The sequence below is a fragment of the Actinomadura sp. K4S16 genome, assembly GCF_008327685.1.
Classification (GTDB): Bacteria; Actinomycetota; Actinomycetes; order Streptosporangiales; family Streptosporangiaceae; genus Spirillospora.
Map to the genome: position 1 here is coordinate 460224 of NZ_BDDE01000012.1, position 13664 is coordinate 473887.

A 13664-nucleotide genomic window follows, 5' to 3' on the forward strand; every position below is an offset into this window, starting at 1 on the left:
CATGATGCGCACATCCGTCCAGATCCTCGTCATCGGTGGCGGGCCGGCAGGGTCCACCGCCGCGACACTGCTGGCCCGCCAGGGATTCTCGGTGATGCTGCTCGAGAAGGACCACTTCCCGCGGTACCACATCGGCGAGTCGCTGCTGCCCTCGTGCCTGCCGATCCTGGACCTGACCGGGGCCCGGGAGAAGGTCGAGGCGCACGGGTTCAAACGGAAGGGCGGCGCCTACTACGCCTGGGGCGAGGAGAACTGGGAGCTCCGGTTCAGCGAGCTCTTCGGCACCGAGTACAGCTGGCAGGTCCGCCGGGCCGACTTCGACCAGCTGCTCCTGGAGCACGCCCGCAGCGAGGGCGTGGAGGTCCACGAGGGCGTGACGGTCCGCCAGATCGGCTTCGAGGGCGAACGCGCGGTGAGCGCGACGTGGGAACGCGCCGGCGGCGAGGGCGAGGAGGCGACCAGCGGGGTCGTCGCCTTCGACTACGTCCTGGACGCCTCGGGCCGGGCGGGGCTCCTGGCCACCAAGCACCACCACAGCCGCCGCCACCACGAGGTGTTCAAGAACGTCGCCCTGTGGGGGTACTGGAAGAACACCAAGCCCTTCGGGTACGGACCTGAGGGCGGCATCGGCGTGTGCTCCATCCCGCACGGCTGGCTGTGGCAGATCCCGCTGCACGACGGGACGGTCAGCGTGGGCGCGGTCATCACCAAGGAGCACCTGCGGGAGCAGCAGGCGAAGCAGTCGGACATCGCGCAGATCTACCGCGGCCACATCGCGGAGAGCCCGCTGATCTCCAACCTGGTGGAGGGCGCCGAACTCAGCAGCGAGGTGAAGGCGGAGACGGACTACTCCTACGTCACCGACCGGTTCGCGGGCCCCGGGTACCTGGTCGCCGGCGACGCGGCCTGCTTCCTCGACCCGTTGCTCTCCACCGGCGTCCACCTGGCGATGTACAGCGCGCTGCTGTCCGCCGCCACGCTGTCCTCGATCCTGCGCGACGGGGTGGACGAGGCGGACGCGACGAGCTTCTACACGCAGGCGTACAGGACGGCGTACGAGCGCCTCCTCGTCCTGGTCTCGGTGTTCTACGAGGCCTACCGCGGCCGCGACGAGCACTTCTTCAACGCACAGCGGCTGAGCCGGCGGGAGAAGAGCAACCTCAAGCTGCACGAGGCGTTCCTGCACATCACGGCCGGCGTCGAGGACCTGGCCGATGCCATGGACCAGGAGCGCGCGTACGACGCCGTCGCCAAGGAGCTCGTCGGGCCCGACGCCGAGGCCGGCAACCCGCTGGCCAACCACAACGTCAACATGCTCCAGCCGCCCGACGACCCCGGCCGTTCGCTGGCCGGGCTCTACCTGGCCATCGAGCCGAAGCTGACCCTGATGTACGCGGACTCCAGGAAGCCGGAAGCCGTCTAGGGCTTCCCGGGTCCTGACCGCCCTCTCCATCTCTCCGGCCCTACAGCGAACGGCGCGCTTCCCGGGCGATCGCCCGGGAAGCGCGCCGTCTTCTTCGACCTCAGCCTTCTTCGACCCTCAGCCGAATCACTTCCCAGCGGAGCTCCGATGACCGAGACACCGGCGGTCCAGATCTTCACCAAGCCGGACTGTGTACTCTGCAAGAACTCCAAACGCGTGCTCGACACGGCCGGAATCCCCTACGAGGAGCTGGACACGGCGACCGCGACCCGGCTCGCCGACTCGGCCGCGTACTTCTCGGGACGCCCCACGCTGCCGCAGGTCTTCGTCGGCGGGCAGTGGATCGACGGGCAGGACGATCTGAAGGCGCTCGCCGAAGCGGGCCGGCTCCGCGAGGTCGTCGAGTCCGCGCGGGGCGCGCTGCCGCTCGACTCGGTGACCGACGAGGATCTGGCCAGGGGCGCGCAGGACGTCCCACTCGTCGACCATCTGTCCCGGACCGACGGGACCCACGACTCCGATCCGGAATCCTGGCCCATCCTGCGCTTCTACCAACGGATCTTCGGTTTCTGGCCGAACACGCTGGCCTACCTGTACCGCTGGCCGACCGCCTACAAGCTGTTCGTGTACTGCCAGAACATCGCCTCGCTGCAGAAGGCCGCCGCGACCGTCGGCACGCCCGTGGTCTCGATCATCGGCTACGGCTCGTCCGCGGCACAGGGCTGCACGTACTGCATGACGCACAGCATCACGATGTTCAAGGGCCTCGACGTCGACGTCGACGCCCTGAAGGCCGCGCGCCGGGGCGACGCCGGTCCCGGCAACCCGTTCGGTCCCTTCGAGGTGGCGGTCGTGGACCTCGCTGCGCAGGCGACCAGGAACGCCGTAACGGACAAGGCCGTCGAGGCGGTCCGCAGGACCGCGGACCAGGGGCGCACGAAAGCGGTGGACCCCGACGAGGCGCTGGAGGCCGTCACCCAGATCGGCGCCTCGATGGGGTTCTTCAACGTCTTCAACGACCTCAGTGGTCTCGCCATCGAGGGCGACTGGGCGCAGGTGGCGAAGTCCAAGGGGATCGACGGCGGGCGGCACGCCGCCGAGGACGAGAACCCCGACAACCTGGCGCACGGCGTGCCCGAGGGCGGGCCGGCGGCCGAGGAGATGCTCGCCCGGTACGCGTCGGAGGTCGGCGACGTCACGGAGTTCACCACGCGGCATCTCGGGCTGATGCCCGCCTGGATCGCGGCCTGGCCGGACCGGACCAGGTCGCTTCACGCCTACATGTACGCGACCCTGATGAACGGCGACGGCGACGCAGTGATCGCTGGAGAGCTGAAGCACCTCATGGCCAGGGTGGCCGCGGCCTCCCGCGGCCACACCTACCTCGCGGCGGTCGAGGGCTTCATGGCGGCCCATGTCGCCGAGGACCCCGAGCGCGCCGCGGCGCGGGCGCGGCACGCCTACCGGGCGGCGATCGGCGACCCGGAGTCGATGGAGCCGTTCGACGCCAAGGAGCAGAGCGCGCTGCGCCTGGCGTGGCTGTCCGCCCAGAGCCCGCTGGTCACTCCGCGGCGGTTCGTCGAGCCGCTCGTCGAAATGTACGACGAGCGGGCCATCACCGAACTCATCGTCTGCTGCGCCGTCGCGTCGCTCGTGCAGCGCTTCGTCGCCGTGGTGCGGCCGGACATCGAACCCGAGGTCGGGACGTTCCTCGCGGGCAACGGCCTCGACGCCGATCTGCTGGCGGTCCGCTACCCCGCCGACGGCCGGCCGGCGCACCGCTGACCCTCGTCCCGACCAGGTGGGCCGCCGGCCGCCGGGAGACCATCCGGACCACGCGCCGCCGGTCGCGCCCGCCCCACGCAGTGGAGAGAACCGGAGGAGATCTCGTGAGCAGACGGGGAGTTCTCGGGCTCGGAATGCTCGGGCTCGGCATCGGGTACTTCTTGTGGTACACGCCGTACAGTGCCCTGGCCAAGGGCCTTTCAGGTGGTCTGCTGCCGGGTGCCGACGAACCCGTGGGCGGTCTCGTGCTGCTTCCGGCGGCGGTGCTGGGCCAGGTACTGGCCATGCCCGTCTTCGTGTACCTCGGGGGCTGGCTGAAGTATTCGGGACGGCGCGAGATCGCGGGACGCTCGATCCCCTTTCCCTCCCGGCACACCGCATGGTCGGCGTTCTGGATGGCCCTCATCATCGGCACGACGACGCTCAGCTTCACGTTTCCCGGCGCTTCCATCGTCTTCATGCTCGTGCTCATGCGCATCAGCACCCTCGTCAACGCCCCGGCCGTGGACCTGATACGGCGGCACAAGATTCACTGGTACTCGGCCGCGGCCCTGGTGCTGTGCCTGCTGTCGGCGGTCATCGCGCTGGCCGACGCCGCCAACTACACCCTCACGGCCGCCGCCCTGCTGTGCCTCGGCTGCTACGCGATGGGCTACCACAACCGGTTCCGCCTGATGAGCGCGCACGCGAAGACCGGCGATCCGTTGCGCGATCGCAGGTACTTCATCGAGGAGCACATGACGGCGCCCTTCGTGCTCCTGCTGATGGTCGGCGTACCGGCGCTGATCGGTCAGGGCTCGTGGATGCACGACCTGCGCGTCGGCTTCACGTCGTTTCTCACCACCCCGGCGGTGTTCCCGGCGCTGCTGATCGGCGTCTGCTACGAGGGGCTGTTCATCATGACCAGCCTGATATTCATCAACCGGCGGGAGTTCTCCTTCGGCACGCCGGTCCACGTCTGCGCCAGCATGCTGGCTGGCATCGCCGCCTCTCTCGTCCTGCACGGCGTCTTCGACTCGCCGCTGCCCAGTTCCGCCCAGTACGTGACCGCGGTGATGGTGGTCGCCGCCGCCTTCATCCTGAGCTGGGAATCGGTCCGGGTCCTCCTCGCCCGGAGGCGGACGCGGCGGGCGGCCGTGCTCGACGGGATCATGTTCGTCTGCGGCGGCAACACCAGCCGGTCGCCGATGGCCGCGGCGATCGCCCGCGCCGAGCTCGCCGCGAACGGCGGCACGCCGGGCCGGTGGATCGGCAGTGCGGGCGTCTCGGTGCGCTCGCCCGGGGCGCCGCTGGCCCCGGAGGCCGCGACGGCTCTTGCCGAGCTGGGCATCGACCCGCCCCTCGACCACCGGTCGCGGCAGCTGACCCCGGCCATGTGCGCCGCGACCAAGATGATCTACTGCATGACCCGCGCCCAGCGGGACCTGGTGGTGGAGCTCGCTCCGTCCGCCGCCGACCGCACCGTGTGCCTCGACTCGGAGGCCGACGTGCCGGACCCGGCCGGGCAGCCGCTCGACGCCTACCGCTTCTGCGCGGCCCGCTTCCGGACCCTCATCCGTCAGGGTCTCCGCGAACAGTGGGCCTAGTGATCAGCCGAACGAATTCGACTGAAGGGGAAGCCCGTCATGCGCATCCTGCGCGAACTCAGGGATGGACTTCAGGGGGTGATGGCCCTCATCCGCCAGGGCGGATCGCCTCGAAAACGCCACACCGGGGCTTCGTACCAGCACGCCTCGGCGTTCTGGGTCGGTTTCGTGCTGACCACCGTCGGCACCGTCATGCAGATGCCGATGTACTTCATGGCGCGCGACATGGACTACCACATCGCCGGGATGGCGATGACCAGGGGCATGTGGGTCGGCATGGTCCTGGTGTTCATCGGCCTGGGCCTCACCACATACAGCCTGTTCCCGCGGTCGCGGCCGGCCAGGCCCGAGTTGAGCAACATCAGCATCGGACCTCTCGACGACGCCAAGGTCAGACCTTCGCATCTCGCCTTGTTGGCCGTCCTGGCGTTCGCGGTCGTCATCGACGGTATGAAGCCGGCCTCGTTCGGCTTCGTCGTGGTCGGCGCGGAGGCGGAATACGGGCTGCGCGGGCCGCAGCACCCGGCGGCCGACGCGCTGCCCATCGGGCTCTACCCGCTGTCGGGCATCTTCGGCACCATGGTCGGCTCTTTTCTCTGGGGCTGGCTGGGTGACCGCATCGGGCGGCGCGCCTCCATTCTGCTCGCGGCGATGCTGTTCATCGGGAGCTCGATGTGCGGTGCGATGCCCGAGTACTGGATGAACCTGGTCTGCTGTTTCATCATGGGTCTCGGAGCCGGGGGAATGATCCCCGTCGTCTTCTCGCTGTTGGCCGAGACGGTGCCGAGGCGGCACCGGGGTTGGATGATGCTTCTGATCGGCAGCAACGTCGCCACCGCCTACGTCGCCGTGAGTTGGCTGGCGTCGACCCTGGCGGCACCGGAGAATTTCGGCTGGCGGATGTTGTGGCTCGTGGGCCTGCCCACGGGCGCGGTGCTGATAGTCCTCAACCACTGGATTCCCGAGTCTCCGCGATTCCTTCTCCAGCAGGGCCGGGACGACGAGGCACGCGCGGTCATGCGGCGTTACGGCGCCGTTCCCGTCGAGAGGCCGGGGGAAGTCTCCGTGGGCACGGAGCAGCACCGCGGATTCGGAGACCTGTTCTCGAGACAGTTCTTCGGTCTGACGGCGGGCGTTCTCCTCCTCGCGCTGAGCGTCGGCGGCACCCAGTACGGGTTCCAGCAGTGGATGCCGTCCAACCTGGAACGGCTCGGTCTCTCCACGGTCGACGCGAGCAGCCTGATGCGCAACGCCGCGATCATGGGGCTCCCGTTCACCGTGCCGGTCGCCATGGCCTACCACTGGTGGTCCAGCAAGAAGACCGCCCTGGTGGTCTCCGCCTTCATCGGCGCCGCACTCGGCGCCTTCGTGCTGCTGGGCGAGGAGATCACGGCCAACCGCACCTTGCTCTACGTGTTCCTCGTGGTGCCGGTGTGGGGGATCGGCATCATGAACGCCGTGCTGGCGGCGTACACGGCCGAGGTGTACCCGACCTCCATCCGATCCCGCGGCAGCGGGCTGTCCGCGGGATCGGTCAAGGCCGGCGGGGTCCTGATCCTGGCCTTGGCGGTCGTGGCGTTCGCCGCGCCGTCCATCCGGATGACCGCCGCCGTCGGCGCGGTCCCCATGCTGCTGGCGGTCGTCGTGCTCGCCCTTTTCGGCCCGGAGACACGGCACAGGCGACTTGAGCAGATCACGGCCGGCGGGGCGCCCGGACCGGTCCCCGCTCCCGCCAGGACCCCCGCCGCGGACTGAGGAACCTAGGACGCCTGCCTGCTCGCTCGCCACTCTGGGGCGAGCACCGACCAGACCTCCATGTCCTGCCGCTTCCCGCGATAGAGGTAACTTTCGCGGAGCGTGCCCTCCTTTGTCATCCCGAGCCGCTCGGCCACGGCGATGCTGGCCCGGTTGGCGGACGAGACCAGCCATTCCACCCGGTGGATGCCCCGCTCTTCGACGGCCCAGTCGATGATGACGCGCACCGCCCTGGTCACGAGGCCCTTGCCCGCGGCGGACGGCTCCAGCCAGCAGCCGGCCTCTGCGGTGCCCTGCCCGACGTCCATCGTCACGAAGAGGACGCCGCCCACCAACCTGCCGCCTGCCCATATGCCGTAGATCCGTCCCTTGTCGGCTGCGGCCTTGTCGGCGTACGCCTGCAGGTGCGAACGGCTGGACTCCAGGTCCGTGACGCGGTCCGGGAGCCCGACGTGCCGGCCGATGAACTCCCGTCCCCGGTCGATGTGGTCCAGGAACTCTCCGGCCTGCCATGGTTCGAGCGGCCGCAACTCCGCGCCATCGCCAAGGGGCACCGCGTACATCATCGCCTCCACGGTCAGAACCGGTACGAACTGCGGTGGATCTTCTCACGGGAGGCGCCTTCCGCCGGCCCGCCGTTCGGCGCCCTCGAAGGACCGGTCCGGTCGGGACGTTCCGCTCAGTCGCGCCAGGGCATGTGCTGGAGGGTCCAGGTGTTGCCGTCCGGGTCGGCGAAGTAGGCGTAGAAGACGCCGCCCATGTCCTCGACGGGGGCGACGTCCGCGCCGCGCTCGATGAAGTCGGACCTGGCCTGCTCGATGTCGCTGACGACCAGGTGCAGCCCGCGCTGCGAACCGACCGGCATGTCCATGCCGGGCAGGCCCTCCGTAAGTGCGATCGAGCAGGCCGAGCCGGGTGGGGTGAGCTGGACGTAACGGACGCCGTCCGAGGGCCGCACGTCGACGTCGGCGTTGAAGCCGAGGCCGGTGTAGAAGTCCTTGGCGCGGTCTATGTCCCTGACGGGCACTGGGACGAGTTCGAGCAGGAGCATCCCCGGGCGTACGGGCAGCACCGGGTTGCCGGCGGGCTGGGACTCGGTCATGGGTGGCGTCCTTTCGATAGCAGGGCGTCGAGCCGGTCGTAGGACTCGCCCGCGCCGCGTCGCATGGGGCCGCGGAGCACACTGTCGCGTGTCTCGCGCGTGGGGTACCGGACGGTGATGTTCACGGCGGTGCGGTCGTCCCGCTCGTCGAAGGCGGTGGTGACCAGGGCCTCGCCGGCCTCCCAGCCGTCGTGGATTTCGCTCTGCACCAGCCTCGCCGGTGCGTCCACCTCGAAGAAGACGCCGCCGTAGCCCATCTCGGCGCCGCCTGGACCGTGGGAGACGAAGCGCCAGGCGCCGCCGGGACGCAGGTCGACCTCGCAGACGACGAGCCGCCAGCCGCGGGCGCCGTGCCACTGCTTCAGCAGGTCGGGCCGCGTGAACGCGTCGAACACCCGGTGCCGGGGCGCGTCGAACGTCCGGCTGAGAAGGATCTCGGTGTCGGACGGCGCGCTGACGACGAGGCCCGCGCCGCGAGGCGGCCAGGTCGTCACGGGTCGTCCTGCTCGTCTTGCTCCCCGAGCCTTGCGAGCAGGTCGTCGAGCCGCTGGTAGCTCTCCTCCCAGTACTCGCGGAAGTCCGCGAGCCAGGCCAGGGCGTCCCGGAGCGGGCGGGCCTCGAGCCGGCACGGCCGCCGCTGCGCGTCCCGGCCGCGCGAGACGAGGCCGGCGCGTTCCAGCACGCGCAGGTGCTTGGACACGGCGGGCTGGCTCATGTCGAACGGCGCGGCCAGCTCGCCCACCGACGCCTCGCCCCGGGTCAGCCGGGCCAGGATGGCCCGCCTCGTCGGGTCGGCGAGCGCGGCGAACGTCGCGTCCAGGGTGCTGGTGTCCACTGATCAAACCTTCCGGTTCTATAACCAGTTGGTTTTGTATCGGGGGACAGTACGGCCTGTCAAGCGGCCGGGCCCGCGCGCCGGCCCGGCGTCATCGCATGTCAGGAGGTGGTGAGGGTGGCCATGGCGCGGTCGGGCTCCCAGTGGGCGCGCAGGGAGGTGATCTTGCCCGCGTCGTCCACCGTGTAGACGAGGACGCAGTCGATGGTCATCGTGGCGCCGTCCGGCGTCGTGGTCGTGATCGTCGCGACGTTGGCGCAGCAGGGGCCGTTGGCGAACGAGTCGGCGACGCGGAAGCGGAAGCCGGCGATCGTGGAGATGAAGGAGTTCCAGAAGTTGTCGATGCCGTCCGGGCCCCGGTGGCCGGCGCCCGCCGGGTCGAGGAAGGACGGGCCGACCGGGTCCTCGATGAGGGCGTCCGGGGCGAAGAGGGCCAGCCAGTCGGCCTTGCGGCCCTCGGCGACGGCGGTCATGGAGGCGCGGGCGGCGCGGCGGGCCGGGTGGTCCGCGTCGGGGGCGTCCCAGCTGATGGTGTCCACTGTAACGTGTTCTCGTTTCGGGGTCAGGAGGCCGTCTTCGCGATGACGGCCTCGGCGAACCGTTCGAGGTGCTCGATCTTCTTGTCCAGCGGCTCGGTGTCGGGGCCCTTGGCGTAGGGCATCCGGAAGCCGACGATCACGTCGGTGACGCCCTTGTCCTCCAGCCGCTTCACCCCGTCGGGCGTGTAGGCGTCCATCGAGATGACGTGCACCTCGAAGGGGTCGCCGGCCTTGCCCTCCGCCTCGCGGATGCGGCCCAGCCTGGCGAGCAGGTCGTCGAGGTCGTCGCCGCCGGCGTGCATCCAGCCGTCCCCGCGCACCACGGCGCGGCGCAGCGCGGCCTCGCTGTGCCCGCCGACCAGGATGGGGAACGGCTGCGCCGGGCAGATCTTGAGCGCCGGGACGTCGAAGTGCTCGCCGTGGTACTCGAAGTACTCGCCGCCGCTCAGCCCCCGCACGATGTCGATGGCCTCGTCCATGCGCCTGCCCCGCCGCTCCCACGGGACGCCCATGACCTCGAAGTCCTCCCGCCACGGGCTGAGCCCGACGCCGAGGCCGAGCCGCCCGCCGGTCAGGCACGCGACCGAGGTCGCCTGCTTCGCCACCAGCACGGGCGGACGTACCGGCAGCTTGAGGACGAACGGCGTGAACCTCAGCCGTTCGGTCACCGCCCCCATGGCCGCGATCAGCGTGAACGTCTCGATGAACGGCTTGTCCTCCAGGAACCCCCGGTCGCCGTCGGGGGTGTACGGGTACACCGAGTCCGACTCCTTCGGATACACCAGCGAGTCGGCGACCGACATGCTCGTGTACCCGGCCGCCTCGGCGGCCCTGGCCAGCGGCAGGTAGTACGACGGATCGGTCATGGCCTCGGCGTAGGTGAACCTCATGGCCGAAATACTAGAACGTGTTCCACTTCGGTGCCAGGGGCGCCGGCGGGGAGCATCATGGGACGGTGGGCATCTGGGAGTCGCTCGTCGCGGCCGGCGCGGAGCGGCGGTTCGCCGCGGGCGACGTCCTGCTCCGCCAGGGCGACCCCGCGACGCACGTCCTGCTCCTGACGCGGGGCCGGATCAAGGCGCTGCTGACCCTTCCGGACGGCGAGGTGCTCCTGCTCGCCGTCCGGGGGCCGGGCGAGATCCTCGGGGAGATCGCCGTGCTCGGCGGCGACGACCGCTCCGCGACGGCCGTCGCGATGGATCCGTGCGTCACGCGCGTCCTGCCCGCGGACCGCTTCCGTTCCCTGCTGCGCTCGGCCGGGGCGGAGGAGGAGATGCTGCGGCGTGCGATGCGGCGCCTGCGCGAGGGGGAGGCTTGGCGCGCGGAGACGGCGGCCCTGTCCGCCGGTCCCCGTGTCATGCGGGCCCTCCTGCGCCTCGCCGTGCCGGCCGGGGACGGGCCGCCCGGTGTGGGGCTCGGCCAACTGGAGATCGGCCAGGCGGTCGGACTCTCCCGCAGCGTCGTCGCGGCCGAGCTGGCGCGGCTGCGCGACCTCGGCGTCGTCTCCACCGAGCGCGGCCGCACCGTCATCACCGATCTGCCCCGCCTCCGCGAGCTGGCCGCATCGGGCCGCGGTTCTGTCTGAATTCCGACAGTTCTTCCGGCGCTTCGGCTCCACAGTGGTTGCCGTCCGCATGAGTGGAGGGGGCCCTATGGAGCAATACCGTGCTGTTCTCGTCGTGGACGCCGAGAAGTTCAGCGCGCATCGCGACGCCGACCTGCCGGACGTCCACCTGGAGATCCGGCGCGTGCTGGCCGCGGCCTGCGCCGAGAGCGGGCTCGGCCAGGCATGGGACGACGTCCGGTTCATGGAGAGCACGGGGGACGGGATCCTCGCCGTCCTGCCGCACGAGGCGGTGCCCGCGCTCATCGATCCGTTCCCCCGGCGCCTCCAGGACGCCCTGGCCGAGTGCGCCCCGAGGCTGCGCGCGCGGGGGATGCGGCTCCGCCTGCGCGCCGCCCTGCACGTCGGGCTCGTGGACGACGAGCGCCCCGACGCGCCCGGCATCTCCACCGCCGTCATCGACGCCTGCCGCCTGCTGGACGGGAAGCCGCTGCGGGCCGCGCTCGACGACAGCGACCCCGAGGTGACCTTCGCGGCCTTCCTGCTCTCGGCGGAGCTGTTCACCCCCTACGTCGCGGGCGGGCGGAGCGGCCTGCGCGAGAGCCAGTTCACCGAGGTCAGGGTCCAGGTGAAGCAGTTCGACCGGCCCGCCTACCTCTACGTGCCCGTCCCGTCCGAGGGGCGGCGGCCCGACCGGCGCGAGCGACCGCCGCAGGAGGCCGCCCCCTCCGCGCCCCCGGCCCCGTCCGGCGGGACGTCCGTCAACGGCGTCACGATCAACGGGGACGGCGCCCAGAACGCGATCGGGAACACCGTCGGCGGCGACTTCCGGCAGGAGCGCCGATGACGTCGATGGAGGACTTCACGATCAGCGGCGACGGGGCCCAGAACGTGATCGGCAACACGGTGTCCCGCGACCTGATCGTCCAGCAGCTCGTCGAGGTGCACAAGCGCCGGTCGATGATGCTGGGGGAGGCCGACGTGGACGAGCGCGTCGCCGGGTACGTGCGCGCCCGCAACCACGACCAGATCGTGACCGTCCTCGGGCGTCACCATGCGATCGGGCTGGCCGGCCCCCCGGGAGCCGGGGTGTCGACCACGGCGATCGCCGCGCTGCGGGAGCTCCGTCCGGGGATGCCCGTCCACCTGTTCTCTCCCGAGGAGGACGACGTGGAGGAGGGCCCGAGCGCGCAGCTCGGGTACTTGGTGCGCGGGACCGACGACGACGAGAAGCGGCTGTGGTCCTGCAAGGAGAGGATCGAGAGGGCCGGGGGCTTCCTGCTCGTCGTCGGGAACGAGACCGAGCTGCGCCGGTTCGCCGGCTTCCTGCCGATCGTCCAGGTGGAGCCGCCGCCCGCGGACCTCGTCTACCGGAGCCGGCTGCACCGGGCGGGCCTCGGCGGGACGCGCTGGCCCGCCTGGTCGCGCACCGCCGAACTGCTGCGGGGCGCCTTACCGGGGGACGCGCGCCGGCTCGCCGACCTCGTCATCGAGATCGGCGAGGAGGGGGAGGTCGAGCGGGCCTACCGGGGCTGGAAGGACCAGCTGTGCGGCTGGTTCGCCGAGCACCCCGGGCTGCGGGACCAGACCCTGCTGATCGCGGCCGCGGCGATCGGCCCGGCCGACGAGACCAGCGTGTACGGCGCCGCGATGTCGCTGGCGCGGCACCTCGAGATCAACGTCGAGGGCGGCGGGCTCGCCTGGTGCCCCTCCACCGGGCTGAGCGAGCTGCTCGGCGCCGACCGCGCGGACGACCGGATCGTGTTCCGCCGGCACGGCTACGCCTCCTCGGTCCTGCGGCACGTCTGCGACGACTACCCGCTGGTGCGGATGGACCTGCTGGAGTGGCTGTCGGCCCTGCCGAGCGACACCGTGCTGGCGCTCGACCCGGGACGCCGCCAGAAGCTCGTCGAGGTGTTCGCCGACCTCGCCGCCGAGAGCGGGGCGGCGGCGAAGATCGTCCAGGTGGCCGGGGGCTGGGCCTCCGACGGGAAGGCCGACCTCGCCTACGTCGCGCTGGCGCGGACCTGCCTGGACCCGCTGGTCGGGGGCCGGGTGCGCAGGGGCCTCTACGAATGGGCCAACAACCGGAACGCCCCGCAGACGTTGAAGCTGACGGTGGCGCGCGTGTGCCAGGTGGTCGGCGAGTCCTACGCGACGGTCGCCCTGACCCGCCTGAAGCATCTCGCGACCTACGGCAACGAGCAGGTGCGGGACGAGGTACTGGACGTGGTGCGGACCCTCGCGGAGGCGAACCGGCGGGAGGTCGTCCGCGCGGCCGCCGCGTGGTGCGGGTCGTCGGTGCCGCTGAGGGTGGAGGCCGACGCCGAGCGGCGCGCCCGGACGGGCCTGCGGGTCCTGCTCGACCTCCTGCCGGACGCGCCGGCGCGCGACACGTGGCTGTGGAACATCACGCTGGGCGCCGTCGACCGTCTGGCGCGCCAGGGGGGCGAGCGGCTCCGGGCGGCGGCGCTGGGCGCCGCGCGCGAACTGGCGGCGCACGACCGACGCGCGATGCTCGACCTGACGCTCGCCTGGGCGCGCAACGCCGACGGCAGCCCGCCCCGGGAGGCCGAGGTCCGCGCGCAACTGGCGACGGCGCTGTTCCTGGATCTGGCGGCCGAACGCGACACCGCCGGCCTCGCCGCCGTGCTGACGGCGTCGGCGGCCGTTCCGGCCCAGGCGTGCGTGCCGCCGTGGTCGGTCGCCATGGCCGCCGAGCTGAGGACCGGGGCCGGGTTCGGCCGCTTTCCCGAGGTGGCCATGCTGTGGCTGGAGACGGCGGCGGCGCGTCCCGCCCTGCGGCCGGGGATCGTCTCCCTGTTCGCCATGGTGGCGGGCGGCGACCCGGCGCGGCGGACCCTCCTCACGGACCTCGTCCGCACCTGGGCGGGCACCCGGCGGGCGCGCCGGACCACCAAGGAGGACCTCCTGGTGCACCTGCTGCAGCCGGAGTGGCAGCGGCTCCTGTACAAGCTCTGGGTGAAGGCCCGGCGGGCGGTCGCGGGGGGCGGCTGAGCGGCGCCGTATCTCCGGGACGCCGTGCCGTTATATCCGGGACGCCGTGCCGTTATA

General features: G+C 71.3%; 13 protein-coding genes. 7 read left to right on the forward strand and 6 right to left on the reverse strand.

Annotated elements, in window-relative coordinates; all coding sequences use genetic code 11:
* The first annotated feature begins 1 nt into the window (after position 1).
* The 4 genes from K4S16_RS13430 to K4S16_RS13445 all read left to right on the forward strand — a co-directional run bounded on the left by K4S16_RS13430 (position 2) and on the right by K4S16_RS13445 (position 6549).
* On the forward strand, positions 2-1423 hold the full coding sequence (locus K4S16_RS13430) for an NAD(P)/FAD-dependent oxidoreductase (RefSeq protein ID WP_235036772.1): 1422 nt from the start codon (positions 2-4) through the stop codon (positions 1421-1423).
* A 147-nt stretch (positions 1424-1570) separates the two neighbouring features.
* On the forward strand, positions 1571-3208 hold the full coding sequence (locus K4S16_RS13435; protein ID WP_149259229.1) for a glutaredoxin domain-containing protein: 1638 nt from the start codon (positions 1571-1573) through the stop codon (positions 3206-3208).
* Between the two features lie 104 nt (positions 3209-3312).
* Positions 3313-4794, forward strand: coding sequence for a hypothetical protein (locus K4S16_RS13440; protein ID WP_149259230.1), 1482 nt, complete (start codon positions 3313-3315; stop codon positions 4792-4794).
* Positions 4795-4962: 168 nt separating this feature from the next.
* Positions 4963-6549 (forward strand): MFS transporter, encoded by a 1587-nt coding sequence (locus tag K4S16_RS13445; protein WP_160160900.1) that lies wholly within the window; start codon positions 4963-4965, stop codon positions 6547-6549.
* Between the two features lie 5 nt (positions 6550-6554).
* Here the strand turns inward: K4S16_RS13445 and K4S16_RS13450 are convergent, their stop codons facing one another.
* The 6 genes from K4S16_RS13450 to K4S16_RS13475 all read right to left on the reverse strand — a co-directional run bounded on the left by K4S16_RS13450 (position 6555) and on the right by K4S16_RS13475 (position 9915).
* Positions 6555-7112 carry a GNAT family N-acetyltransferase gene (locus tag K4S16_RS13450; protein WP_149259570.1) on the reverse strand — a complete coding sequence of 186 codons (558 nt, stop codon included), beginning with the start codon at positions 7110-7112 and terminating at the stop codon, positions 6555-6557.
* Positions 7113-7228: 116 nt separating this feature from the next.
* On the reverse strand, positions 7229-7651 hold the full coding sequence (locus K4S16_RS13455; RefSeq protein ID WP_149259232.1) for a VOC family protein: 423 nt from the start codon (positions 7649-7651) through the stop codon (positions 7229-7231).
* Positions 7648-8145 carry an SRPBCC family protein gene (locus K4S16_RS13460; protein ID WP_149259233.1) on the reverse strand — a complete coding sequence of 166 codons (498 nt, stop codon included), beginning with the start codon at positions 8143-8145 and terminating at the stop codon, positions 7648-7650. Before K4S16_RS13460 ends, K4S16_RS13455 begins: the two co-directional genes overlap by 4 nt.
* Complete coding sequence (locus tag K4S16_RS13465; RefSeq protein ID WP_149259234.1) at positions 8142-8486, reverse strand: helix-turn-helix transcriptional regulator; 345 nt, start codon at positions 8484-8486, stop codon at positions 8142-8144. Before K4S16_RS13465 ends, K4S16_RS13460 begins: the two co-directional genes overlap by 4 nt.
* A gap of 101 nt (positions 8487-8587) precedes the next feature.
* Positions 8588-9025 carry a nuclear transport factor 2 family protein gene (locus K4S16_RS13470; protein ID WP_235036773.1) on the reverse strand — a complete coding sequence of 146 codons (438 nt, stop codon included), beginning with the start codon at positions 9023-9025 and terminating at the stop codon, positions 8588-8590.
* A gap of 23 nt (positions 9026-9048) precedes the next feature.
* Positions 9049-9915, reverse strand: a complete 867-nt coding sequence (locus tag K4S16_RS13475) for a TIGR03619 family F420-dependent LLM class oxidoreductase (RefSeq protein ID WP_149259235.1) — start codon at positions 9913-9915, stop codon at positions 9049-9051.
* A 65-nt stretch (positions 9916-9980) separates the two neighbouring features.
* Between K4S16_RS13475 and K4S16_RS13480 the strand changes: the two genes are divergently transcribed.
* The 3 genes from K4S16_RS13480 (at position 9981) to K4S16_RS13490 (ending at position 13607) form a co-directional block, all read left to right on the forward strand.
* Complete coding sequence (locus K4S16_RS13480) at positions 9981-10610, forward strand: Crp/Fnr family transcriptional regulator (protein WP_149259236.1); 630 nt, start codon at positions 9981-9983, stop codon at positions 10608-10610.
* Positions 10611-10677: 67 nt separating this feature from the next.
* Positions 10678-11436, forward strand: coding sequence for a hypothetical protein (locus K4S16_RS13485; protein ID WP_149259237.1), 759 nt, complete (start codon positions 10678-10680; stop codon positions 11434-11436).
* Entirely contained in the window at positions 11433-13607 is a 2175-nt protein-coding gene (locus K4S16_RS13490) for a hypothetical protein (RefSeq protein WP_149259238.1), read from the forward strand. Before K4S16_RS13485 ends, K4S16_RS13490 begins: the two co-directional genes overlap by 4 nt.
* Positions 13608-13664 lie beyond the last annotated feature (57 nt).